A 23,250-nucleotide genomic window follows, 5' to 3' on the forward strand; every position below is an offset into this window, starting at 1 on the left:
GGGGATCAGTACGCGGACGCCGTACCGAGGTACTGCTCGGCGAAGGCCGCGGCCGCGGCGGGCGAGGTGAACAGGCGGCGGAGGCGGGCGAAGGTGGTGCCCGCCCGGTACTCGTCGCCCGACGAGGTGCCGTGGTAGACCTCGGAGAGCCACTGGGAGAACTCCTGGTAGTCCCACACGCGCCGCAGACAGGCCTCCGAATAGGCGTCCAGGCCGCCGCCGTCGCCCTTGTCGAGGTAGGCCACGAGAGCGTCGCCCAGCAGGAAGGCGTCGTGCAGGGCGAGGTTCATGCCCTTCGCCGCGATCGGCGCGGTGAGGTGGGCCGCGTCGCCGGCGAGGAAGAGGCGGCCGAAGGTCATGGGCTCCACGACGTAGTTGTGCATGTCGAGGACGCGCTTCTCGATCAGCCGGCCCTCGGTGAGCGGCGGGCTGCCGTCCGCGCCGAGGCGCTGCTGGAGTTCGGCCCAGACCCGGTCGTGGGACCAGTTCTCGGGGTCGTCGCCCGGCGGGCACTCCAGGTAGTAGCGGGTGACCTCGGGGCTGCGGGCCATGTGCCCGGCGAAACCGGCCGGATGGATGCCGAACAGGACGCAGTCGGACGACGGCGGCGCCTCCGCGAGCAGCGCCAGCCAGCCTATGCCGTAGTCGTGCCGGGCTATGCTCGCGCTCTCCGGGAGGGCAGTGCGGCTCACCCCGCGCGCCCCGTCGCAGCCCGCCACGAACTCGCACTCCACCAGCTGCCGTTCGCCCGTCTCCGCGTCGATGTACGACACGGAGGGCCGGGCCGTCTCCAGGTCGTGCAGTTCGACGTCCCGGACGCCGAAGCGGATCTCGCCGCCTCGCACGTCGGCGTACTCGCGCACCAGGTCCGTCACCAACAGCGGCTGCGGATACACGAAATGGTGCTGTCCCGTCAGCTCGCCGTAGCCGAAGCGGAAGCGCTCGCCGGCGAAGCGGAACTCGCACTCGGTGTGCAACTGGGCCCGCTCCAGCAGGGTGTCGGCGAGGCCGCGCTGCTGGAGACCGCGCACGGCCCACTCCTCGATGACACCCGCGCGCGGCCGCTGCTCGATGAACTCGCGGGTCTCCACCTCCAGGACGAGGCAGTCCACGCCCGCGGCTCGAAGGATGTTGCCGATGGTCAGGCCGGCGGGGCCGGCGCCGACGATGACGACGGGAAAGCGCTGTGGCGCACCGGAGTCGGGGTTGGGGGTCACCCGGTCATTATGTCGACGCCCCGGCGGGGCCGGGCAGGGGCGCCGGGTGCCTCCACACGCGGAGGCACCCGGTCCGCCCGCTCAGTGCGCGGGCGCGTCGGTGACGACGACCTCTTCGATGCTCCGCTCGATGTCCTCGGTGGAGGAGGCGGTCGCCTTGGCCCAGTAGTAGATCACCAGCGAGAAGGCGGCGATGACCAGCAGGTCCCACCACAGCCCCAGGTGTCCCTGGCCGCCGAAGCCGCCCTGCCAGGAGATGAGGCCGAGGCCCAGCAGGTACACCGGCAGCCACTGCGCCGCCTTCCAGTCCAGCCGCGGTGCGTCGGGCAGTCCGGCGTTCACCGCATACCAGGCGTACCCGCCGAGCAGCAGGTAACCGATGACGATGGCCACGCCGAGCCGCCACAGGGTGTCCCAGCCGGCCCAGTAGATGATGAAGTTGGCCACCACGAACGACAGCGGGGCGATCACCTTGCCGGCGGGCAGCCGGTACGGACGTTCGCGTTGCGGCAGCCGTTCGGTGAACACGCCGTACGCCAGCGGCGCGCCCGCGTACATCAGGACGCTCGCCGAGGTGATGAAGCCGACCAGCTCCTGCCAGCTGGGGAAGGGCAGGAAGCAGACCACACCGGTGACGAAGGACATGATCAGCCCGAACCACGGCACGCCCCGCGCGTCGGTGCGGGCGAACACCTTCGGCAGGTAGCCGTTCTTGGCCAGGCCGAAGGACACGCGGGAGGTCGCGGTCGTGTAGATCAGGCCGGTGCCGCCAGGGGAGATCACCGCGTCGAGGTACAGCACCGCGCTGAGCCAGCCCAGCCCGACCAGGGTGGCCAGACCCGCCCAGGGGCCGCTGATGCCGTCGTAGTGCAGCTTGGCCCAGCCGTGGGCGAAGGCCGTGTGCGGCAGGGCGGCGATGAACACGAGCTGGAGCAGGACGTAGATCACGGCGCCGATCGCGACCGAGCCGAGGGTCGCCCGGGGCAGATCCCGCTTGGGGTCACGGCTCTCGCCCGCGAGCTGGATCGCCTGCTCGAACCCCAGCAGCGCGAAGATGATGCCGCTCGAACTGATCGCGCTCAGCACGCCCTTGGCGCCGAACGGCGCGAACCCCTCCGAAGTGAAGTTGCCCGGGTGGAAGTTGCCGGCCGCGATGACGAAGATGGCGACCAGCGGCACCGCGATCTTCCACCAGGTGGCGGCGCTGTTGGTGAACGCGAGCGCCCGGACGCCGAAGAAGTTGACGGCGACGAACACGGCCATGAGGAACACGGCGACCACGAGACCGCCGGCGGTGAGTGTGCCGTCGGTGTGCTGGAAGCCCCGAGCCCAACTCCAGTGCCCGGCGTACCCGATCATGGCCTCGACCTCGATCGGCGCCACGGTCGCCGCCTGGAGCCAGGAGAACCAGCCGAACGACATGCCGGCCAGGCCGCCGAACGCGTAGTGCGGATAGCGCGCGGTACCGCCCGCGACCGGGAACATCCCGCCGAGCTCCGCGTGGACCAGGGCCAGCAGGACGATCGCCACCGCGCCGATGATCCACGAGATGATCGCCGCGGGGCCGGCCACCACGACCGCCTTCTCGGCGCCGTACAGCCAGCCCGAGCCGATGATGGAACCGACCGAGGCCCACATGAGCCCGATCAGTCCCACGTCCCGCCGCAGACCGCCGCCCGGCGGCGTCCCCTTTATTCCAGGTGCTGAATCGACGCTTACCATAAATTAAGGGGCCTCTCACGAAATACTTGCATTCGCTGATCGAGCAGCCCCAGATTACGAAGCAACCGCCTTCTGGTTAAAGGCGGTTGTCGTAGATTTGACTTCTTCGCGGGAAATTCCTTGCGAGTGATTTCAGGAATTCGTCGGGCCCAGTCGGGGAAACTCGATCGCCGGGCACTTGTCCATCACCATGTCGAGGCCGGCGGCACGGGTGCGGTCGTACGCGGCCTCGTCGATGACGTCCAGCTGGAACCACACGGCCTTGGCCTCGATGGCGGCGGCTTCGTCGGCGACCGCTCCCGCGAGGTCGCTGTTGACGAACACGTCGACCACGTCCACGTCGAAGGGGATCTCCGCGAGGGAGGCGTACCCCTGCTCGCCGTGCACGGTCTCCGCCTTGGGATGGACCGGCACGATCCGCTTGCCGTAACGCTGCAGCACCTCGGCGACGCTGTAGGCCGCGCGCCGCTGGTTCGCCGACAGTCCCACGATCGCCCAGGTGTCGCCGAGTTCGGTGAGGATCTTGCGGGTCGTTGCTGCATCGCCGTACACGGGGGCCTCCGGGGGACTCGACAAGGGCGTTCACGGGCGGCAACAGCCTGCGCGGCACAGTGATTCCGCAGCGCCCCGGACCCGAAGCATGCGGCCGCCCACGACGTGGCACGACTGGTTGAATCCTGTACCCGTGACCGAAATACGGGTCGGTTCCCCGCACGGAGGCCCCCGCCCGCCTACGCTCGCCCCGTGCTGCGCATCACCGACGCCCGAACCGGCGACCCCGTCGAAGCCGCCCCCGCCCGCAGGGGCCTGACCCGAGTCGAAGCCCATGTGCCGGGCTACGACGTCTCCGCCCTCCGTGTCCTGCTGGTCGCCGACGTCCTCGTCCGGACCCTGGAGCTCGGCGGCACCCCGGTGTGGGCGCTGCTCACCGGCGGCCGGGAACAGGCGGAACTGCACGCGGGCGCCGCGGCTCTCGGGACCCGGCCCTTCGAGGACCGCCGGGACGTCGGCCCCGGATGGGGCGAGGCTCAGGTCGTCCATGTGGTCGGGGAGGGCGGCGCGGCCCCGGGCGGGGTACAGGTGGCCGTCGCACCCGTCGTGACCGCGGGCATCCCCGAGGACGCCGACTTCGCCGTGGTCCGCCTCGCCCTGCTCGCCTCGCCCCGGGGCACGCCCGCACGGCTCGACGGGACCGCCCTCACCGAGGCCCACGAGACCCTCGTACGCTGGCGTCGGGCCGTCGCCGCCTGGGCACGGCAACCGTCCCGGCCCGTCCCCGACGAGGTGCGCGGACGGCTCCGCACCGCCTGGGAGGACGACCTGGACGTACCCGAGGTCCTGCGCGTACTGCGGTGGGTCGAGGAGTCGGAGCTGCCGGAGGGCGCCCGTTTCGAGACATACGCCTACGCGGACCGGCTGCTCGGTCTCGACCTCGCCCGCGACCTGGGAACACCGGCGTGAACGCGCCCACCGGAGCGGGCCCGCCGCGCCGCCTAGTCGTCCTGAGACACGCCAAGTCCGCCTGGCCCGAGGGCGTCGCCGACCACGAACGCCCGCTCGGGCCCCGTGGCCTCCGGGACGCGCCGGAGGCGGGCCGTCACCTCGCCGGGTCCGGCCTGCTCCCCGACCTCGTTCTGTGCTCCACGGCCGTACGCGCCCGGCACACCTGGGAGTTGGCGTCCGCTCAGTGGGACACCGAGCCGCCGGTCCGCCTCGACCCCGAGCTGTACGGGGCCGACGTACCGGAGTTGCTGGCGACCGTGCACGCGACGCCGCCCGAAGTCGTGACGCTGCTGCTCGTCGGGCACAACCCGGGGCTGGAGGAGCTGGTCCTCACGCTGGCCGGGGACGGCGTCGAGGGCGCGCTGGACGAGGTCCGGCTGAAGTTCCCGACCTCGGCGATCGCGGTGCTGGACTGGCACGGAGCCTCCTGGCGGGACCTGGCCCCGGGGGCGGCGCTCCTCACGTCCATGTCGGTGCCGCGGGGCCGGAGGATGTGACGCCGGGGCCTCGGCACCGACGGATTAGGCTGGCCGGATGCAGGACGAGTACCGCACGGTGGCCCACGCGGGCGTGCACGAGACCGAGGTCAACCGCTCGCGCTTCCTGTGCGCCCTCGCCCCGGCGGCCACCGAGCAGGAGGCCCAGGACTTCGTCGCGGCCGTCCGCAAGGAGCACTCCGACGCCACCCACAACTGCTACGCCTACGTCATCGGCGCCGACGCCGCGATCCAGAAGGCGAGCGACGACGGCGAACCCGGCGGCACCGCGGGCGTCCCCATGCTCCAGATGCTGCTGCGCCGCGACATGCGGTACGTCGTCGCCGTCGTCACCCGCTACTACGGCGGCGTCAAGCTCGGCGCGGGCGGCCTCATCAGGGCCTACGGCGGCTCGGTCGGCGAAGCTCTCGACACGCTCGGCACCCTCACCCGCCGCCGGTTCCGCCTCGCCACGGTGACCGTCGACCACCAGCGCGCGGGCAAGGTGCAGAACGACCTGCGCTCGACCGGGCGCGAGGTGCGGGACGTCCACTACGGCGAGGCGGTCACCATCGAGATCGGACTGCCGGACGCGGACGTGGTGGCGTTCCGGGGATGGCTGGCGGACGTGACGGCGGGGACGGCGGGGTTCGAGCTCGGCGGGGAGGCGTACGGGGACGCGTGAGCCAGGGGGACGGCGGCTCCGGTGCCGGACTCTCCGGCCGCGTCGGTCACTTTCGTTCCAGCGCGGCAGGCCGCAGCTCGAGCTGATTGACCCGGTGCCCCCCGCCCGGCTCGCGGCAGCTGATGAGGGGGCGGTATGCGTTAGCGTGGCCGGTGTTGACGGCGAGCCCCGTGCTGGTTCGTGCTGATTTCAGAGGCGCAGTAGGGGTAGACGTGCAGTTCGGGGCGGTTTGATGAGAATTCTGCACACGTCCGACTGGCATCTCGGCCGGGCGTTCCACCGGGTGTCCATGCTCGGGGCGCAGGCCGAGTTCATCGGTCACCTCGTGACGACCGTGCGGGAGCGCGAGGTGGACGCGGTGGTCGTGTCGGGAGACGTGTACGACCGCGCGGTGCCGCCGCTCGCCGCGGTCGAGCTGTTCGACGACGCCCTGCACCGGCTCGCCGACCTCGGCGTACCGACGGTGATGATCTCCGGGAACCACGACTCCGCCCGCCGTCTGGGCGTGGGCGCGGGACTCATCGACCGAGCCGGCATCCATCTGCGGACCGAACCGGCCGCCTGCGGGACGCCGGTCGTACTCGCCGACACGTACGGCGATGTGGCCTTCTACGGTCTGCCGTACCTCGAACCCGCCCTGGTCAAGGACGAGTTCGGGGTGGCGAAGGCGGGTCACGAGGCCGTGCTCGCCGCCGCCATGGACCGCGTCCGCGCCGACCTCGCCACGCGCGCGGAGGGCACGCGGTCCGTCGTCCTCGCCCACGCGTTCGTCACCGGCGGCGAGGCCAGCGACAGTGAGCGGGACATCACCGTCGGCGGGGTGGCCGCGGTGCCCGCCGGTGTCTTCGACGGCGTCGACTACACCGCCCTCGGGCACCTGCACGGCAGCCAGACCATCACCGGGCGCGTGCGGTACTCCGGTTCCCCGCTGCCGTACTCCTTCTCCGAGGCCGACCACCGCAAGAGCATGTGGCTCGTCGACCTGGACGCCGGGGGCGCGGTCACCGCCGAGCGCCTCGACTGCCCGGTGCCGCGTGCGCTGGCCCGGATCAGGGGGACGCTGGAGGAACTCCTCGCCGATCCCGGGCTCGTGGACCACGAGGAGGCGTGGGTCGAGGCGACCCTCACCGACCCCGTCCGCCCGGCCGAACCCATGGCCCGGCTCTGCGAGCGCTTCCCGCACACCCTGAGCCTCGTCTTCGACCCCCAGCGGTCGGCGGACGACCCCGACGTGTCGTACGCCAGGCGGCTGGCCGGACGCAGTGACCAGGAGATCGCCGAGGACTTCGTGGCGCATGTGCGGGGAGCGGGACCCGACGAGCGTGAACAGGGCGTACTGCAGGACGCGTTCGACGCGGTGCGCGCGGACGAGGTCGTCCGGGAGGTGGCCCGGTGAGGCTGCACCGGCTGGACATCACCGCCTTCGGGCCGTTCGGCGGCTCACAGACGGTCGACTTCGACGAGCTGTCCGCCGCGGGGCTGTTCCTGCTGCACGGGCCGACGGGAGCCGGCAAGACGTCGGTGCTGGACGCCGTGTGCTACGCGCTGTACGGCTCCGTGCCGGGGGCCCGGCAGAGCGGTCAGGGGCTGACGCTGCGCAGCGACCACGCCGGCGCCGCCACCCGCACCGAGATCCGGCTCGAACTCACCGTCACCGGGCGCCGGTTGGAGATCACGCGGCAACCTCCGTGGGAACGCCCCAAGAAGCGCGGCGCCGGAACCACGCTGGACAAGGCCCAGAGCTGGCTGCGCGAGTACGACGCAGCCACCGGGAACTGGAAGGACCTGAGCCGCTCCCATCAGGAGATCGGCGAGGAGATCACCCAGCTGCTCGGCATGAGCCGCGAGCAGTTCTGCCAGGTCGTGCTGCTGCCCCAGGGCGACTTCGCGCGCTTCCTGCGGGCCGACGCCGAGGCGCGCGGCAAGTTGCTGGGCCGCCTCTTCGACACCCACCGCTTCGCCGAGGTCGAGAAGCGGCTGGCCGAGCGCCGCCGTGCCGCCGAGGCGCAGGTGCGCGAGGGGGACGCCGCGCTGCTGGCCGACGCGCACCGCATGCAGCAGGCGGCCGGCGACGCCATGGAGCTGCCCGGGCTGAACCCCGGTGAGCCGGGCCTTGCCGAGGCCGTCCTGAGCGCGGCCGCGGTCGCCCGCAGTACCGCCCGGGAGCAGCTGACGATCGCCCACTGCGCCCTGAGCGCAGCCGAGTCCGGTCAGGCCGCCGCCGAGCGCGCCCTCACCGACGTACGCGAAGTCGACCGGCTGCAACGGCGGTTCGCCCAGGCACGCGAGCGTGCCGCGCTGCTGGAGAAGCGCGCCGACGGCTACCACCAGGCGCAGGCCCGGATGGAGCGGGCCCGCAAGGCGGAGGCGGTGGCGCCCGCGCTGGACCTGCGGGAGGCCGCCGAGGCCGAGCACCGGCAGGCAGCCGTGGCCGAGGCACGCGCGCGCGGACTGCTGCCGGAGACCTTCGCGGGAGCGGGGGCAGCCGGACTCGCGGCCGCGGCCCGCCGGGCGGCCGAGGAGCTCGGCGGTCTGGACCCGGCCCGGCGCGCCGAGCAACGGCTTGTCGAACTCGTCGCGGAGCGCACCGAGTTGGACCGTCAGGAGCGGTCCGACGAGGACGTGCTCCAGGAGGCCGAGGCGTGGCTCACGGGGTGGGAGGGGGCCCGTACGGCTCTCCTCGGCGGTGTCGAGTCCGCCCAGGAGGCGGCCACCCGCGCCGAACAGCTGGCCGTACAGCGAGAGCCCGCCCGCAAGCGGCTCGCCGCCGCACGGCAGCGCGACCAGTTCGCCCGCGACACCGACGACGCCCAGCAGCAGGTGATCGAGGCGACGGACCGCGCCCTGAAGGCCCGCGCCGAGTGGCTGGACGTCAAGGAGCGGCGACTGAACGGCATCGCCGCCGAGCTGGCCGCACAGCTCACCGACGGCGAGCCGTGCGCGGTCTGCGGAGCCCCCGAACATCCGGCGCCCGCCCGCAAGGACGCCGGGCACGTCGACCGGGAGACCGAGGAGCGCGCGCTCGCCACCTCGCAGCGCGCCGACGAGCAGCGGGCCGAGGCCGAGCGGCGTCTCGGGTTCGTGCAGCGGGCGCTGGCCGCGGCCCAGGGCGAGGCCACGGACGCGTCCACCGAGGAACTCGCCGCCCAGGCGGACGAGTTGGAACGCGAGTACACCCGGGTGCGCGGCCTCGCCTCCGCCCTGCACACCGCGACGGAACAGCTGCGGCAGGCCGAACGGGAACGCGAGCGGCGGCTCACCGTGCGGCAGGAGGCCGCCGTGCGCACCGCCTCCCGCGGTGCCCGCCGTGACGCGCTGGACCGGGAACGCACCCTCCTGGAAGCCGAGTTGACCGAAGCGCGAGGCGCCGCCGACAGCGTGGCCGTCCGTGCCGCCCAGTTGGAGCGGCAGGTCGCGCTGCTCACCGACGCCGCCGACGCCGCCCGCGTCGCGGAGGACACCGCCCAGCGGCTCAAGGACGCCGACGCCAGGCTCGCCGACGCCGCCTTCAGGGCCGGTTTCGACACCCCGCAGGCCGCGGCCGCCGCCCTCCTCGACGAGGCGGCCCACCGCGATCTCCAGCACCGGCTGGACGCCTGGCAGACCGAGGAGGCCGCCGTGCGGACCGTCCTCGCCGAGACCGACACCGCCGAGGCGGCCCGACGGCCACCCGCCGACCTCACGTGCGCGGAGCGGGCCGCCTCCGACGCGGGCCGCCGGGTCCGCGAGGCCGCCTCCGCGCTCGACGCGGCCGCCCGGCGCTGCACCGAACTCGACCGGCTCTCCACCCGCTCGGCCACCGGCCTGCGCCAACTGGCGCCGCTGCGTGAGGAGTACGACCGGGTGGCCCGGCTGTCCACGCTCGCCGCGGGCACCTCGGCGGACAACGAACGCAAGATGCGTCTGGAGTCCTATGTGCTCGCGGCCCGGCTGGAGCAGGTGGCGGCCGCCGCGACCGCACGGCTGCAGCGCATGTCGTCCGGCCGCTACACCCTCGTCCACTCCGACGACCGCGCCGGCCGCGGCCGCAGCGGTCTGGGACTGCACGTCGTCGACGCCTGGACCGGGCGGGAACGGGACACGGCCACGCTGTCGGGCGGCGAGACGTTCTTCGCCTCGCTCGCCCTCGCGCTCGGCCTGGCGGACGTCGTGACGGACGAGGCGGGTGGGGTCCGGCTGGACACGCTCTTCATCGACGAGGGCTTCGGCAGCCTCGACGACCAGACCCTGGACGAGGTCCTCGACGTACTGGACTCACTGCGGGAGCGCGACCGCAGCGTCGGCATCGTGAGTCACGTGGCCGATCTGCGGCGGCGTATCCATGCGCAACTGGAGGTCGTCAAGGGGCGTTCGGGGTCGGTGCTGAGACAGCGGGGAGCGGGCTGAACCCCAGTGGCCGCCGGGGGAGCGGTGACGAGTACACGACGCTCGTGGTCACCGAGCCCAGCGTGCTGATCCTGCCCGACACCTCCTCCAGGTGGCGCATCGAGCGCGCGGCGACCTTGATGACGAAGCAGTCGTCACCGGTCACATGGTGGGCCTCCAGGATCTCGGGCGTCACGGCGACCAGGTCGTGGAAGGGCTTGTAGTTGCCGTTGGGGTAGCGGAGGCGGACGAACGCCAGGATCGGCAGGCCGAGCCGGTCGGGGTCCACGACGGCGGCGTAGCCCTGGATGACGCCCGCCTCCTCCAGGCGCCGCACGCGCTCGGTGACCGCGCTGGACGACATGGACACGGCACGGGCGAGCTCGGCGAAACTGGCCCGGCCCTCCCGCTGGAGGACGTCGAGGATGCGCCAGTCGGTGGCGTCCGGGGAATACGCGGTCATGCCCGAGAAATAGCAGGGGAATCCCCGGCCGATCAAGTCCCACGCCGTGGAATCTCCCTTAAGGTTCCTGTTCGCGGACCATAGATTTCTGGCCATGACGACAACCGACTCGATCACCGTGAACCCCGTCCTGCGCGTCGCCCCCGCCGCGCCGGCCCAGGCCGCCGCCTACTTCCGTGCCGAACTCGCCTTCCACGCCGACGTCTCCGACGTCGCCGCCGCGCTGTCCGCCGGCGGAAACCCCGGCTTCGTCGTCCTCGACTCCCGCTCCACCGCCGCCTGGGACCAGGGGCACGTCCCGGGCGCCGTCCACCTGCCCACCGCGCTCATCGCCGAGCAGGCCGGACAGCTCCTCGACCCGTCCGTGCCGGTGGTGGCGTACTGCTGGGGCCCGGGCTGCAACGGTGCCGCCCGCGCCGCGCTCGCCCTCGCCGAACTCGGCTACCAGGTGAAGGAGATGCTCGGCGGCTTCGAGTACTGGGTGCGTGAGGGCCTGGAGTTCGAGACCTGGGAGGGCCGCGAGCGGCGTGCCGCCGACCCGTTGACCGCACCGGCGGACTCGGAGGACTGCGGCTGCTGAAGGCCCGGGGATCCGGGCGGGGTTTCTGTGCAGGTGCAACCTTGCGGTTCCTGTGCGTGTAGGTTCTGCCGCATGGTGCGATACGCGGAGCCGGGCGCGGTGGAGTGGGTGGAGTCGGGCGGCGGTCCGCTCATAGCGGTGCCGGAGACCGTGCTCCCGTTCTGGGCGGGCGCCGACGGCGACGAGACGGCCTCGGACTACGACCGGGCCTGTGAAGTCGACGGCTGTGTGGGCCTGTTGCCGGTCGGCGACGCCACGGCCCTGGTCCTCGGGGACGAGCCCGCCTCGACCTCCTACCTCCCCGGCCACGACACCTTCGTACGGTGGAACGCCGCCGACACCGAGGACGAACTCCTCGCCGAGGTCCCCGCCGCTCTCGCCACGGCCGCCTGGGAGGCCGAGGTGAACTGGACGGTGCCCGGCCCGGTCGTCCTCTTCGACGCGGCCTGGCCGGGCAACGACTCCGTGAACACCGACCACCTCAAGGTCTCGCTGATCCCCGGCCGGTACGCGGTACGCGTGGCCGACGTGCGGCCCGGGCCGGAGATCTGGCTGGGGCTGGTGCAACTGCGACGGTTGCCGGACTGAGGCACGGGCACGGGCACGGCCGGGTCGGGTCGGGTCACCCGAGAGGTACCGACCCGCGGGGCGCCGACCCGAACGGCGCCCCGCGGCGACGACCGTCAGAGCTGTGACAGCTCGTCCACCAGGTCGTCAAGGCCCAGCGAACCCTGCGACAGCGCCGCCATGTGCCAGGCCTTGAGGTCGAACGCGTCGCCGTGCCGCTCGCGGGCCTTCTCCCGGCCCAGCAGCCAGGCCCGCTCACCGAGCTTGTAGCCGATCGCCTGCCCGGGGATCGTGAGATAGCGGGTCAGCTCGCTCTCCACGAAGTCCGCCGGACGGCTGCTGTGCGCGCCGAAGAACTCCTGCGCCAGCTCGGGCGTCCAGCGCTCGCCGGGGTGGAAGGGGGAGTCCGCCGGGATCTCCAGCTCCAGGTGCATGCCGATGTCGACGATGACCCGCGCGGCCCGCATCATCTGCGCGTCGAGGTAGCCGAGCCGCTGCTCCGCGTCCGTGAGGAAGCCGAGCTCGTCCATCAGCCGCTCCGCGTACAGCGCCCAGCCCTCGGCGTTGGCGCTGACCCCGCCCACCGCGGCCTGGTAGCGGGAGAGGTTCTCCGCGACATGCGCCCACTGGGCGAGCTGCAGGTGATGGCCCGGGACGCCCTCGTGGTACCAGGTCGAGACGAGGTCGTAGACCGGGAAGCGGGTCTGGCCCATCGTCGGCAGCCAGGTGCGGCCGGGGCGCGAGAAGTCCTCCGACGGAGGCGTGTAGTAGGGCGCCGCCGCACCACCGGGCGGGGCGATGCACGACTCCACCTTCCGTACCCGCTCGGCGAGTTCGAAGTGCGTGCCGTCGAGCGAGTCGATCGCCTGGTCCATCAGGCCCTGGAGCCAGTCGCGGACCTCGTCCACGCCCTCGATGTGCTTGCCGTGCTCGTCGAGGTGGGCGAGCGCCACCCACGGCGTCTCGGCGCCGGGCAGGATCTTCTCGGCCTCCTGCTTCATCTCGCCGAGCAGACGGTGGTACTCGGACCAGCCGTACGCGTACGCCTCGTCGAGGTCGAGGTCCGTGCCGTTGAAGTAGCGCGCCCAGCGGGCGTACCGCTCACGGCCCACCGTGTTCGGGGCGCCCTCGATGGTCGGTGTGTACACGTCCCGCATCCAGTCCCGCAGTTCCACCACGGAGGCGGTCGCGGCGCGGGCGGCCTCGTCCAGCTCCGCGCGCAGCGCCTCCGGACCGGCCGAGGCGAAGTCCTCGAACCAGCCCCGGCCCGCGCCGTCGGTGTCCGCCCACTCCGTGAGCTGTCCGACGAAGGTGGCGGTCGGTCGCGGCGCCGCGTACAGCTTGCGCTCCAGACCGAGCGCGAGGGACTCGCGATACCCCGCGAACGCGGCCGGCACGGCGCGCAGCCGCTCGGCGATCGCCGCCCAGTCCTCGTCGGTCCCGCTCGGGGTGACGGTGAAGACCTCGCGGATCGAGTGTGCGGGGGTGGCCATGTTGCCGACCGCGCGCAGGCCCTCGTCGGCCTCGTGCACGGCGAGTTCGGCCGTCAGGCGTTCACGCAGCAGCCGGCCGCACCGGCGCTCGCTGTCACTGTCCGCGCCGGCCTGCCGCTCGGCCTCGTCGAGCTTGGCGAGCGTGGCCCGCTGAAGCTCGGCGAGCGCCTCCTGGCCCGCCGGTGAGGTGTCGGGCAGCCTGCTCGAACTCTCCTTCACGCCGAGGTAGGTACCGGTGACCGGATCGAGGGCGATGAGCTCGTCGACGTACGCGTCGGCGACCTGACGGGGCAGCGGGCTCTGGGTGTCAGACATGCGGTCCATCCTCATACGGGGACCGCGCGGGAGTCACCCCGATTCCGCTGTCGGCGTGGCATACGGAAGCAGGGGCCCGCACTCCCGCTGCTGGAAGATCCAGCGCCGACCGCCGGAGATCAGGTGGAACACGGTCCGCGACTCCGGCAGCGCCCGGCTCCGCTCCACGAACGGCCCCACCAGCTCCGCCCCCGATGCGGTCTGACCCGTACCGAGAGCAACACCTCAAGGCCAGAACCCCTTACGGCGCTTCGGCCCTCGAAACGCCCAGGGCGTCCTCCTGCTCCGCCTGCGGAGCGAGTCGCGCGGTGATCACCAGGGTCCCCTCCTCGATCTGGTAGTCGAGGGGGAGCCCGAGTCCCCGCATCGCCGCCACCATCCCGGTGTTGGACGACTGCGTCACGGCGTACACGCTCTCGCACCCGGCCTCGCCCGCGAGGGCCACCAGCCGCTGCAACAGCTCCGCACCGATCCCGCGACGCTGCCACGCGTCCTCGACGAGCAGCGCCACCTCGGTCTCGTCCCCGTCCCACAGCAGATGACCGAGCCCGACGATCCGCCCCGACGCGGTCTGCACCGCGAGGGTGCGGCCGAAGCGGGGACTGAGCAGGTGGTTCAGATAGCGGTCGGCATCCCCGACCGGCCCGTGGTACCGCAGGCTCAGGGTCCGCGGTGAGCACCGGTCGTGCATCGCCCGCGCGGCCTCCACATCATCGGTGTCGGCCCGCCGCACGGTGATGTCGTTGCCCTCCGGCAGCGTCAGCACGTCATGACTGCGCGGAATCCGCGGTCCGAGCCGGGCGTCCAGCTCGACCAGGGCCCGGGCCCTGGCGAACTCCGTCGGCGTGAACGGCAGATACGGCCGCTCCACGGTGATCACTCCGCCTTCCGGTGCCCGCAACCGCATCACGGTGTCCTCGAGAGCCCCTTCCACGGGCACGCCCTCCGGGCCGCGGCCGCCTCCCACCGGAACGGCGGGCAGGGACTTGATGGTGCACCGGCCCAGCAACTGCCGTAGAGCCAGGGGCAGTTCCGCCGCGTCCAGCGCGGTGCGGGTGGCCAGGCCCAGCACCCGGGTCGGGGCGTCCACCAGGTCATGGGTGTCGCCGCGCTCGATCCAGGTGTCGGTTCCGCCGGCCAGGGCCACGGCCCGGGTGAGCTCGGAGCCCTCCAGCGTGCCGGGCGCGCGCAGCAGGAACTCGTCGACCGTGCCCTCGGCCAGCGGATGCGTCTGGAGGCTGAGGATGTCGACCCGCTGTCCGGCGAGGGCCGTGCAGAGGGCTGCCAGGGAACCCGGTGCGTCCTTCACCGTGGTCCGCATCCGCCACAGCGTGCTCTCCGCTGCCATGGGGCCCTCGGTCCCCGACGGCTGCTCGGACGGCCCGGTCCGCTCGCCCTGGGGCAGCGGCCGGGCACCGGTATCGCCTGTCGGGGGTGCGTGGCCGTGGCGGCGTGCCCACCATGTGTGGAATCCGGCGGTGGCGGCCAGGGCCACCGCCGAGATCACCAGCAGTGCCGTGCCGTCGGGGCCGTGCCCGATCAGGTTCGCCACGGTGTCCGCCACCGCGACGGCCGTGAACAGGGCCGCGAGCTCGATCACGTCGCGTCGCCAGTGGTGCACGGGGCGACCGTGTTTCGCACGCGTCACGTCAGTCATGTCTCGAGTCATGCAGTCACTGTGGAGGAACGGTGTTGCGTGATCACGAACGCATTGTGACTGATCGGTAAAGCCATGTTCTATGCTTTTGTACCTTTTTCAACTGTTCGGTCGTGAGTGAGCCGTGCGGGCCGCACACCGGGGGTCACCGGAGGGTGACGTCGGCCTGCGACCCGCCCGCGAGGATGACGCCGTTACTGGCCCACCCGGCCCGGCTGGAGCACCTGCGTGAACAGCACGGTGCCGTCCACCTCGCGCAGCCGTACCGTCAGCTCGCCGCTGTGGCCGTCGATGTCGACCTCGCCGAAGAACTGGTAGCCGCCCGCGGGGGAGACGTTCGCGGCGGTCGGTGCCTTCACGAACACCCGCTCCGGACCGAAGGTGCCGTCGAGCGCGCTGGCCGGGAAGGCGCCCGCGTTCAGCGGGCCCGAGACGAACTCCCAGAACGGCTCGAAGTCGGTGAACGAGGCCCGCGACGGCTGGTAGTGCTGGGCCGACGTGTGGTGGACGTCCGCAGTGAGCCACACCGTGCCGGTGATCCTGCGCTGCTTGACGTACCGCAGCAGTTCGGCGATCTGCAGCTCGCGTCCGAGCGGGGCACCCGGGTCGCCCTGTGCCACCGCCTCGATGTTCGCCCTGCCCTCCGTGGCGTCGGGCACGACCAGGCCGAGCGGCATGTCGGAGGCGATCACCTTCCACACCGCGCGCGAGCGCGACAGCTCCCGCTTGAGCCAGTCCAGTTGCTCCCGGCCGAGGATGCCCTGCGGGTCGACGGTCTGGTCGTCGGGCGAGTTGGCGTTGCGGTACGTGCGCATGTCCAGGACGAACACGTCGAGCAACGGGCCCTGCCGCAGCACCCGGTACACCCGGCCGTCCCGCGCCCCGGGCCGGAGCGTGGAGACCGGGAAGTACTCGCTGAACGCGCGCCGGGCCCGGCCCGCCAGCACGTCGACGCTCTTCTCCGTGTAGCGGGTGTCGGAGTCCAGGATCGTCTGGCCCGGGTACCAGTTGTTGCGGACCTCGTGGTCGTCCCACTGGATGACGGACGGCACCCGGGCGTTGAAGTCCCGGAGGTTGTGGTCGAGCAGGTTGTAGCGGAAGTTGCCGCGGAACTCGGCCAGCGTCTCGGCGACCTTGGACTTCTCCTCGGTGACGATGTTCCGCCAGGTGCTGCCGTCGGGCAGGGCGGCGGTCTCCGAGAGGGGGCCGTCGGCGTAGATGTTGTCGCCGCTGCACAGGAAGAAGTCCGGGTCGAGCTTGGCCATCGCCTGGTAGATCGTGTAGCCGCCGAAGCCGGGGTTGATCCCCCAGCCCTGCCCGGCGAGGTCGCCGGACCACAGGAAGCGCACCCCGTCCCGGCGCTTGCCGGACACGGTGCGGAAGGTGCCCGTGACCGGCTCGCCGGTGCGGCGCGGGTCGTCCGGGTCGGCCAGCCGCACGCGGTAGTGGATCTGCTCGCCCGAGGGCAGGCCGTGCAGCCGGGTCGTACCGGTGAAGTCGGTGCCGGCGTCGAGCAGCGGGCCGTGCCACCGGCACGGGTTGCGGAACGACTCGGTCGCGGACGTCTCCACGATCATCCGGGCCGGGCGGTCCGAACGCACCCACACCAGGCCGGAGTCGGAGGTCACGTCTCCCGTCTGCACGCCCCAGCCCGCCTCGGGACGCCCGGACAGGGCGAAGGCCGGTGCGGCTCCGGACGCCGCGGGCAGGGTGAGGGCCGCCGACGCGGCAAGGGATCCGCGCAGAACGCTGCGACGACCGGGGAACGGACGATGGGACATGGGTGCGCCTCCAGGGACGGGATCCGGCCAGTGTGCGATGCCACACCTACGGGGGTCCCGCAGCGCGTACGGAAACCACGAGTGAACAACTGGCCGCGGGAGCAAGGGAACCCGTGTGCGAAGGAAGCGCCCGGCTTGTGGTCCCCGGGCGTGCGGCGTGAGGGCTCAGCGGCTGCCGTCGAGGATCACGCGGGCGACCAGGGCCGGGTCGTCGTTCATCGGGCAGTGGCCGCAGCCGGGCAGCCGTACCAGCCGGGCGCGGGGAATGGTCTGCTTGGCGCGCACGCCCTGCCGGCGTACGAGCAGCATGTCCCTGGTGCCCCAGGCCACCGTCACCGGGAGTCTCGGGATGTCGTCGGTGAACCGGACCGCGGTGCCGGCCCGCAGGGTCTCGTCGAACCCCGTGGCCTGCGCGAGGGCGAGCGTCTCGGCGACCACGGCCTCGGGTGCGCGCAGGCCCGGGCGGGCGTAGATCGTGCTCGTCAGCATCGTGCGGCCCGCCGCGCTGCGTGACAACCGCTCGACCAGCGGGAGCGGCAGCCGCCGGGCGATGTGCCGCATCGTGAGCAGGACGCCGAACGCGTAGCGGCGCTCGGCCTGCGACCAGAACCCCGCCGGGGACAGTGTGGTGACGGACCGTACGAGCTTCTCGCGGCCCAGTTCCAGGGCCAGCAGACCGCCGAGGGAGTTGCCCGCCACATGGGGGCGGTCCAGCTCCAGCGCCTCGCAGAACGCCCCGAACACGGCCGTCGTGGTGGCCAGGTCGTACGCGAGCCCCCGCGGCAGCCCCGGTGACGCGCCGAACCCCGGCAGGTCCACGGCGATCACGTCCCGCTCGGTCGCCAGGATGTCCACCACCGGGTCCCAGGCCTGCCGGTGGTGGCCTATGCCGTGCAGCAGGAGCAGCGGCTCACCGCGGCCCGCGCGCGTGTAGGAGACGGTCACGGGCAGCGGCCCCTGCGCGGAGGGGACTTCGAAGGAGACGGTGGCGGGCATGAGGGCTCCTTGGCGGCGGCTCACGGGCCGAGACGGGAACGCACGACGGACACGCTGTAGACAGCTTGTCAGCAATTGCTACTCACGGGTAGACCCATGGTGCGCCGCAGAGATATCGCCTGGACACGGACCGGCGGCTGGGCTGGGATGGACCCGTGGCCACCGACACCGAGACCGACCTCTTCGAGGAACACCGTCCCGTCCTCACGGGCGTCGCCTACCGCATGCTCGGACGAGTCGCCGACGCCGAGGACGTCGTGCAGGAAGCCTGGCTGCGCTGGTCCGCCGCCGACCGGAGCGAGGTGCGCGAACCGCGCGCCTATCTGGTCCGCGTCACCACACGCCTGGCCATCGACCGGCTGCGCCAGGTCAAGGCGCGCGGTGAGACGTACGTCGGCCCGTGGCTGCCCGAGCCGTACGTCACCGACTTCGGGGACACCGTCCCCGACACCGCCGAGCGGGCCGTCCTCGCCGACTCGGTCTCCCTCGCCGTCATGATCGTCCTGGAATCCCTGTCACCGCTGGAGCGGGCGGTGTTCGTCCTCAGGGAGGCCTTCGGCTACCCCTTCGCCGACATCGCCGCCATGCTCGACCGCGCCGAACCGGCCGTACGGCAGCTTGCCGGGCGGGCCCGCAGACACGTCGACGAACGGCGGACGCGCTACGAGGTCGACCCGGCCCGGCGCCGGGATCTGACCGAACGTTTCCTCGCCGCGGCCGCCGGGGGCGACCTGGAGGGGCTGATGTCGTTGCTGGCCCCGGACGTCCGCCTGGTGGGCGACAGTGGCGGCAAGTCCAAGGCGCCGCTGCGCGTGCTGGAGTCCGCCGACAAGGTCGGCCGCTTCCTGGTCGGTGTGGCCGAGAGGGGCGTCGAGGACCTCTCGTGGCGCTTCCTGGAACTCAACGGGGGCCCGGCGCTGCTCGTGCTGTCCGCGGGACAGCCCGACTCGGTGTTCCAACTGGACGTCGTGGACGGGCGTATCCAGGCCGTCTACATCATCCGCAACCCCGACAAGCTGCGGTCACTGCCGGTCGCCTGACGTCCGGCGGACACGGCGCCGTACGAACGCCTCATGAACGCTGTACGGCGTCACGCGCGCGTGCTGCCCAGGGGATCGAGGATTGGTCTTGACCAAGGGTGGGGGCCGCCCTATGGTCGCAGATAAGTGCAACAACCTTTAATAAACAAGGGCGCCAAAACGCCGCCGGACCACGGCGATTGCGGAGGACAGGGTGGGGACCACGCAACTGGAATCGGTACCGGAACCGAAGTACTGGCATCTCAGGACCGTGCTCAGTGAGGCACTGGACTCCGAATTCTCCGTGGGCGAGATCCTGCCCAACGAGCGCGACCTCGCCGCCCGCTTCGGCGTCGCCCGCGCGACGCTCCGGCAGGCGCTGGAGCAGCTGGAGCTGGAAGGCAGGCTCCAGCGCCGCCGCGGAGTCGGTACGACCGTCGCACCGCCCCGCGTGGGCGTCGCCGTCGGCAGCGAGCAGCACGCATGGCCCGGTGCGGCCGGCGACGACTGGCAACCCGTCGACTGTGTCGAGGCGGTGCCGCCCGCGTCCGTCGCCGACGCCCTGGAGACCGCACGCGATCAGCCCGTGCACGTCGTGCGCCGCTCCCGTACGACCCACGGCCAGCCCGTCGCCGCCGAACTGCTCTACATCCCGAGGGAGTCGGTGCCGGAGCTCTCCGCCATAGACGCGCCGTCGGGGGCGGCACGCGTGCGTGCCGTGCTGCGCGAGCTGCATCGCCTGGAGCTGGAGAGCCGGGAGAACGCCGTCGAGCTCGGCTCGGCCCGCGCGGACGACGCCAGGGAACTGGACCGTCTCCCTGGGGCCCCGGTGCTCGTCGTCACCACCCGCTACCTGGCGGGAGGCCGCACCGCCGCGATCTCGGTGGCCACCTACCGCGCGGACACCTGCCGGCTGACCTTCGGGGACTCCGGCGCGGTGGAGATCCACGAGGGGCCGGAGCGCCGGGCTTCCTGAGCCCTGCGGCGGAGCCCCGGACCCGCGTCCGGGGCACCGCACCCCAACCGCACCTCAGCGTCGCGCCGTCACCGTGCCCTCCACCGCGAACAGCTGCTCCTCCACCTGGTCCAGGGCGAGCCGCAGCGCACCCGTGGCCACGGCCGCCTCACCGAGGAGCGAGAGGGTGACCTTCGGTGGGCGCAGACAGTAGCGGGCCAACTCGCGCCGCAGCGGCTCCAGGACACCGTCCAGGCCGGCCGCCCAGCCGCCGATCACCACGAGTTCGGGGTCGACGGCCAGGACGAGTGCCGCCACGTCGTGGACGAGCCGCTGGATGAAACGGTCCACGGCCTCACGCGCCCGCTGGTCGCCGTCACGGGCCTGCGCGAAGACCTTGGCCACCGCCTGCTCGTCGAGCGGGTGCAGGGGCTCGTCCGTGGTGGACAGCAGCGTCTCCGGAGTGACCCCACGACCCAGCAGGTGCAGCGCGCCGATCTCCCCGGCCGCGCCGCCGTAGCCCCGGTGCAGCCGCCCGCCGATCAGCGAGCCCGCCCCCGGGCTCAGCCCGGCCAGCACGAACACCATGTCGTCGGACTCGGTGGCCGCACCCTTCCAGTGTTCGGCGACGGCGGCGGCGTTGGCGTCGTTCTCGACCAGGACCGGGCACTTGAAGGAGCGGCTGAGCCGCTCGCCCAGGCGCAGTCCGGTCCACTCGGGCAGCGCCGCACACAGCCGGATCGTGCCGTCCGCCTCCACGATGCCCGGCGAGGCGGCCCCCACCGCCCACAGGGAGCCGCGTGCGACCCCGGCCCGGCGCAGCAGTTCGGCCACCGTGGTGCGCAGCCGCTCCAGTCGTTCGTCGGCGGACGCCGTCTCGTCCACGTCCTTGGCCACCGCGCCGAGGACCCGGCCGTCCAGGTCGGACAGGAGCGCGGCGACCCGGTGCGGTCCGATGTCGAGGCCCAGCAGATGCCCGGCCTCGGCCCGGAACCGGAACCGCCGTGCGGGCCGTCCCTGCCGTCGGGCGACGCTCTCGTCCGCCGCCTTCTCGACCACCAGGCCGCCCTCGATGAGCCCCTCGACGACCCCCTCGACGGTCGGCCGTGAGAGGCCCGTGACCCGGGTGATCTCGGTCAGCGTCGCGCAGTCCGTGGCGCGCAGCGCGTGCAGCACCACCGCGGAATTGATCCTTCGCAGCAGCGAGGGGTCCCCGCCGGTCAGCCGCCCCAACGTCCGTCCTCCCAGCTCGTGCGCGTGTTTGGGCGGATCGTACTCGGCGCGGCGGGCCCCGGCGAGTGCCGGGAGCCGCGAGATCTCCCGCCACACCCACCGACCGGATCAGGACACCCCGGCAGCCACCCGCCCGGCCGGGTCAGCCCGGAGCGACGAACCCCGACTCGTACGCCGCTATCACTGCCTGGGTGCGATCGCGCGCCGCCAGCTTGGCCAGGACCGCGCTCACATGCGACTTGACGGTCTCCGTGCCGACGATCAGCCGCCCGGCGATCTCCGCGTTCGACAGACCGCGGGCCATCAGCCGCAGCACCTCGGCCTCCCGCTCGGTCAGCTGGGCCCGCTCCATCGCCGCGCGGGCCGCCGCACCGAAGCGGGGAACAGCAGCGACTCGCCCTCGGCGACCAGCCGCACGGCGTGCACGATCTCGGCCGGCCGCGCCCGTTTCAGCAGGAACCCGTCGGCGCCCGCCCGCAGGGCCTCGTACACGTACTCGTCGTTCTCGAACGTCGTCACCACGAGGATCTTCGGCGGGTCGTCGACCGTCCGCAGCACCGCGCGCGTGGCCTCGATGCCGTCCAGCAGAGGCATCCGTACGTCCATGGCGACCACGTCGGGCCGCAGTTGCCGCACGAGGGGGATCACGGCCGCCCCGTCGGCCGCCTCGCCGACGACCTCGATGTCGGGCTGCGCCCCCAGCACCGCCCGCAGACCGGCGCGTACGAGGGGCTCGTCGTCGACGAGGAGAACGGTCACCGGTATCGGGTCAGCGTATGTCAACGCAGCGGGAGCTCGACATGGACCTGCCAGTCGCCCTGGTCCGGGCCGGTGCGCGCGCGGCCACCGAGCAGGGCAGCGCGCTCCCGAATGCCGCGCAGGCCGCTGCCCCGGCCGGGTCCGGATACGGCGACCGTCAGCGGTCCAGGGCGCGGTCGGTGAAGGCGGGGTCGCCCGCCCGGGGTGGTCATGCTCGACGAACCCTCCAACGGCCTCGACCCCGAAGGCATCATCTGGATCCGCGAGTTGCTGCGCCGACTGGCCGGGGAGGGCCGCACGGTCCTGGTCTGCAGGCACCTCATGAACGAGACCGCGTCCTTCGCCGACCACCTCGTCGTCCTGGGCAGGGGCCGCCTCCTCGCCGACACCCCGATGCGGGGGTTCATCCACGCACGCGTGCAGCCCGGCGTCCGCATCCGTACGACGGACCCGGCCACCCTCGTGGACGCCCTCGCCCGGCACGGCCACCAGGCCGTCCCGCACGAGGACGGGCACTGGACGGTGCGTGACGCGCGCGTGGACGAGATCGGCGTCCTCGCGTCGGCCGCGGGCGTACCGATCCTGGAACTGACCGCGGAGGAGGGCACCTTGGAGCAGGCCTATCTCGATCTCACCGCCGCCGAAACCGAGTTCACCGCACAGCCGCAGGAGGCCTGACATGTCGTCCCTGACCACTCCCCACCCCTTCGTGCCCGTCCTCCACTCCGAATGGCTGAAGATCCGCACGCTGCGCTCGCTCCTCGGCGCACTGTTCGCCCTGTTCGCCGTGACCACCGCGTTCTCCGCCATGGCCGGGGTCTCCGAGACGTCCTACCCCGAGTTCGACCCGCTGTTCTCCGCGTTGTCCGGGGTGACGCCGGGCCAGATCGCGGCCATCTCGTTCGGCGCCATGGCGGTGTCCTCGGAGTTCCACGGGGGTGGGCTCCGGCTGACGCCGGCAGGGGTGCCGAGGCGTGGGCGGTGGTTCGCGGCGAAGCTCCTTGCGATCGCCGTGCCGACCCTGGCCGTAGGCCTGGTCGCCGCGTTCGCCGCGCTCGTCGCGGCCCGCGCCGGCCTTGGTGCCGCGGCGAGTGGACTGTCCGCGGGTGAGCAGGTGCGCGGTGTCGTGGGCTGCGCGGTCTACCTCACGCTGATGGCGTTGTTCGCGGCGGGGATCGCGGCCCTGCTGCGCAGCGGTGTGGGCGCGCTCTCCCTCCTCATCCCGTTCGTCCTCGTCGTGTCGTTCGTGATCGGGGACGCGGCCGGGGGCGGTGTCGCCGACTTCCTGCCCGACAGGGCGGGGCAGACCGTCCTGTACGAGAACCCCGACCGCGCCTTCGGGCCCTGGGCGGGACTCGGCGTCACCACGCTGTGGACGGCGGCGGCACTCGCCGCGGGAGCGTGGAGTGTGCGGCGGCGGGACGCCTGAGCCCGCACGTCGTCTGACACCCCGCCAAATGTCAG

General features: G+C 72.5%; 19 protein-coding genes and 4 pseudogenes. 11 read left to right on the top strand and 12 right to left on the bottom strand.

All coding sequences use genetic code 11. The annotated features are described in order from the left end of the window. Positions 1 to 5 precede the first annotated feature (5 nt). The 3 genes from ACFYRX_RS25570 to ACFYRX_RS25580 all read right to left on the bottom strand — a co-directional run bounded on the left by ACFYRX_RS25570 (position 6) and on the right by ACFYRX_RS25580 (position 3,491). Positions 6 to 1,217 (bottom strand): 4-hydroxybenzoate 3-monooxygenase, encoded by a 1,212-nt coding sequence (locus ACFYRX_RS25570; RefSeq protein WP_389103944.1) that lies wholly within the window; start codon positions 1,215 to 1,217, stop codon positions 6 to 8. Positions 1,218 to 1,298: 81 nt separating this feature from the next. After that, positions 1,299 to 2,939: an APC family permease gene (locus tag ACFYRX_RS25575; protein ID WP_389103947.1), complete on the bottom strand. Its 1,641-nt coding sequence runs from the start codon at positions 2,937 to 2,939 to the stop codon at positions 1,299 to 1,301. A 132-nt stretch (positions 2,940 to 3,071) separates the two neighbouring features. After that, entirely contained in the window at positions 3,072 to 3,491 is a 420-nt protein-coding gene (locus tag ACFYRX_RS25580) for a CoA-binding protein (RefSeq protein WP_389103948.1), read from the bottom strand. 192 nt (positions 3,492 to 3,683) lie between these two features. Here ACFYRX_RS25580 and ACFYRX_RS25585 point away from each other — a divergent pair, with 192 nt between their 5' ends. The 5 genes from ACFYRX_RS25585 (at position 3,684) to ACFYRX_RS25605 (ending at position 9,989) form a co-directional block, all read left to right on the top strand. Continuing rightward, positions 3,684 to 4,400: a hypothetical protein gene (locus ACFYRX_RS25585; RefSeq protein ID WP_389103951.1), complete on the top strand. Its 717-nt coding sequence runs from the start codon at positions 3,684 to 3,686 to the stop codon at positions 4,398 to 4,400. After that, entirely contained in the window at positions 4,397 to 4,939 is a 543-nt protein-coding gene (locus tag ACFYRX_RS25590) for a SixA phosphatase family protein (RefSeq protein WP_389103954.1), read from the top strand. Before ACFYRX_RS25585 ends, ACFYRX_RS25590 begins: the two co-directional genes overlap by 4 nt. A gap of 37 nt (positions 4,940 to 4,976) precedes the next feature. Continuing rightward, complete coding sequence (locus ACFYRX_RS25595; protein WP_389103957.1) at positions 4,977 to 5,603, top strand: YigZ family protein; 627 nt, start codon at positions 4,977 to 4,979, stop codon at positions 5,601 to 5,603. 232 nt (positions 5,604 to 5,835) lie between these two features. Continuing rightward, entirely contained in the window at positions 5,836 to 6,999 is a 1,164-nt protein-coding gene (locus ACFYRX_RS25600) for an exonuclease SbcCD subunit D (RefSeq protein ID WP_389103959.1), read from the top strand. Next, the gene (locus ACFYRX_RS25605) at positions 6,996 to 9,989 is read left to right on the top strand and encodes an AAA family ATPase (protein WP_389103962.1); all 2,994 of its coding nucleotides are present in this window, start codon (positions 6,996 to 6,998) and stop codon (positions 9,987 to 9,989) included. The genes ACFYRX_RS25600 and ACFYRX_RS25605 overlap by 4 nt, the downstream gene beginning before the upstream one ends. On the opposite strand, the gene ACFYRX_RS25610 is transcribed toward ACFYRX_RS25605, so the two are convergent. Beyond that, on the bottom strand, positions 9,943 to 10,431 hold the full coding sequence (locus ACFYRX_RS25610; protein WP_389103965.1) for an Lrp/AsnC family transcriptional regulator: 489 nt from the start codon (positions 10,429 to 10,431) through the stop codon (positions 9,943 to 9,945). The genes ACFYRX_RS25605 and ACFYRX_RS25610 overlap by 47 nt on opposite strands. 94 nt (positions 10,432 to 10,525) lie before the next feature. On the opposite strand from ACFYRX_RS25610, the gene ACFYRX_RS25615 reads away from it, so the two are divergent. Together ACFYRX_RS25615 and ACFYRX_RS25620 are read left to right on the top strand one after the other, a co-directional pair. Continuing rightward, positions 10,526 to 11,011 carry a rhodanese-like domain-containing protein gene (locus tag ACFYRX_RS25615; protein WP_389103968.1) on the top strand — a complete coding sequence of 162 codons (486 nt, stop codon included), beginning with the start codon at positions 10,526 to 10,528 and terminating at the stop codon, positions 11,009 to 11,011. Between the two features lie 72 nt (positions 11,012 to 11,083). Beyond that, positions 11,084 to 11,599, top strand: a complete 516-nt coding sequence (locus ACFYRX_RS25620; RefSeq protein ID WP_389103970.1) for an immunity 21 family protein — start codon at positions 11,084 to 11,086, stop codon at positions 11,597 to 11,599. A 95-nt stretch (positions 11,600 to 11,694) separates the two neighbouring features. On the opposite strand, the gene ACFYRX_RS25625 is transcribed toward ACFYRX_RS25620, so the two are convergent. From ACFYRX_RS25625 to ACFYRX_RS25645, 5 genes and pseudogenes are all read right to left on the bottom strand, one after another. Further along, positions 11,695 to 13,386, bottom strand: coding sequence for a DUF885 domain-containing protein (locus ACFYRX_RS25625; RefSeq protein ID WP_389103973.1), 1,692 nt, complete (start codon positions 13,384 to 13,386; stop codon positions 11,695 to 11,697). A gap of 33 nt (positions 13,387 to 13,419) precedes the next feature. Beyond that, a pseudogene (locus ACFYRX_RS25630) lies at positions 13,420 to 13,625 on the bottom strand (Lrp/AsnC family transcriptional regulator); the annotation flags it as partial. Positions 13,626 to 13,627: 2 nt separating this feature from the next. Further along, the gene (locus tag ACFYRX_RS25635) at positions 13,628 to 15,007 is read right to left on the bottom strand and encodes a GNAT family N-acetyltransferase (protein WP_389103976.1); all 1,380 of its coding nucleotides are present in this window, start codon (positions 15,005 to 15,007) and stop codon (positions 13,628 to 13,630) included. A 230-nt stretch (positions 15,008 to 15,237) separates the two neighbouring features. Then, entirely contained in the window at positions 15,238 to 16,824 is a 1,587-nt protein-coding gene (locus ACFYRX_RS25640) for an alkaline phosphatase D family protein (RefSeq protein WP_389103979.1), read from the bottom strand. Positions 16,825 to 16,989: 165 nt separating this feature from the next. Continuing rightward, positions 16,990 to 17,820, bottom strand: a complete 831-nt coding sequence (locus ACFYRX_RS25645) for an alpha/beta fold hydrolase (protein ID WP_389103981.1) — start codon at positions 17,818 to 17,820, stop codon at positions 16,990 to 16,992. A 155-nt stretch (positions 17,821 to 17,975) separates the two neighbouring features. On the opposite strand from ACFYRX_RS25645, the gene ACFYRX_RS25650 reads away from it, so the two are divergent. Both ACFYRX_RS25650 and ACFYRX_RS25655 read left to right on the top strand, forming a co-directional pair. Then, positions 17,976 to 18,860 carry an RNA polymerase sigma-70 factor gene (locus ACFYRX_RS25650; protein WP_389103984.1) on the top strand — a complete coding sequence of 295 codons (885 nt, stop codon included), beginning with the start codon at positions 17,976 to 17,978 and terminating at the stop codon, positions 18,858 to 18,860. A gap of 193 nt (positions 18,861 to 19,053) precedes the next feature. Next, entirely contained in the window at positions 19,054 to 19,815 is a 762-nt protein-coding gene (locus tag ACFYRX_RS25655) for a GntR family transcriptional regulator (RefSeq protein WP_389103986.1), read from the top strand. A gap of 54 nt (positions 19,816 to 19,869) precedes the next feature. On the opposite strand, the gene ACFYRX_RS25660 is transcribed toward ACFYRX_RS25655, so the two are convergent. The 3 genes and pseudogenes from ACFYRX_RS25660 to ACFYRX_RS25670 all read right to left on the bottom strand — a co-directional run. Beyond that, on the bottom strand, positions 19,870 to 21,027 hold the full coding sequence (locus ACFYRX_RS25660; protein ID WP_389104643.1) for an ROK family transcriptional regulator: 1,158 nt from the start codon (positions 21,025 to 21,027) through the stop codon (positions 19,870 to 19,872). A 142-nt stretch (positions 21,028 to 21,169) separates the two neighbouring features. Beyond that, a pseudogene (locus tag ACFYRX_RS25665) lies at positions 21,170 to 21,792 on the bottom strand (response regulator). 14 nt (positions 21,793 to 21,806) lie between these two features. Next, positions 21,807 to 21,950: pseudogene (locus tag ACFYRX_RS25670) on the bottom strand (two-component sensor histidine kinase); the annotation flags it as partial. 34 nt (positions 21,951 to 21,984) lie between these two features. Between ACFYRX_RS25670 and ACFYRX_RS25675 the strand changes: the two are divergent. Next, positions 21,985 to 22,464: pseudogene (locus ACFYRX_RS25675) on the top strand (ABC transporter ATP-binding protein); the annotation flags it as partial. Between the two features lies 1 nt (position 22,465). Continuing rightward, on the top strand, positions 22,466 to 23,215 hold the full coding sequence (locus tag ACFYRX_RS25680) for an ABC transporter permease (RefSeq protein WP_389103989.1): 750 nt from the start codon (positions 22,466 to 22,468) through the stop codon (positions 23,213 to 23,215). Positions 23,216 to 23,250: the final 35 nt, after the last annotated feature.

Source organism: Streptomyces sp. NPDC005374 (assembly GCF_042872225.1).
Classification (GTDB): Bacteria; Actinomycetota; Actinomycetes; order Streptomycetales; family Streptomycetaceae; genus Streptomyces.

Bases quoted from the DNA above. Each gene is read 5' to 3' on its own strand.
- ACFYRX_RS25645 (WP_389103981.1), bottom strand. From the start codon at position 17,820: ATGCCCGCCACCGTCTCCTTCGAAGTCCCCTCCGCGCAGGGGCCGCTG.
- ACFYRX_RS25625 (WP_389103973.1), bottom strand. From the start codon at position 13,386: ATGTCTGACACCCAGAGCCCGCTGCCCCGTCAGGTCGCCGACGCGTAC.
- ACFYRX_RS25595 (WP_389103957.1), top strand. From the start codon at position 4,977: ATGCAGGACGAGTACCGCACGGTGGCCCACGCGGGCGTGCACGAGACC.
- ACFYRX_RS25575 (WP_389103947.1), bottom strand. From the start codon at position 2,939: ATGGTAAGCGTCGATTCAGCACCTGGAATAAAGGGGACGCCGCCGGGC.
- ACFYRX_RS25610 (WP_389103965.1), bottom strand. From the start codon at position 10,431: ATGACCGCGTATTCCCCGGACGCCACCGACTGGCGCATCCTCGACGTC.
- ACFYRX_RS25600 (WP_389103959.1), top strand. From the start codon at position 5,836: ATGAGAATTCTGCACACGTCCGACTGGCATCTCGGCCGGGCGTTCCAC.
- ACFYRX_RS25615 (WP_389103968.1), top strand. From the start codon at position 10,526: ATGACGACAACCGACTCGATCACCGTGAACCCCGTCCTGCGCGTCGCC.
- ACFYRX_RS25620 (WP_389103970.1), top strand. From the start codon at position 11,084: ATGGTGCGATACGCGGAGCCGGGCGCGGTGGAGTGGGTGGAGTCGGGC.
- ACFYRX_RS25680 (WP_389103989.1), top strand. From the start codon at position 22,466: ATGTCGTCCCTGACCACTCCCCACCCCTTCGTGCCCGTCCTCCACTCC.
- ACFYRX_RS25640 (WP_389103979.1), bottom strand. From the start codon at position 16,824: ATGTCCCATCGTCCGTTCCCCGGTCGTCGCAGCGTTCTGCGCGGATCC.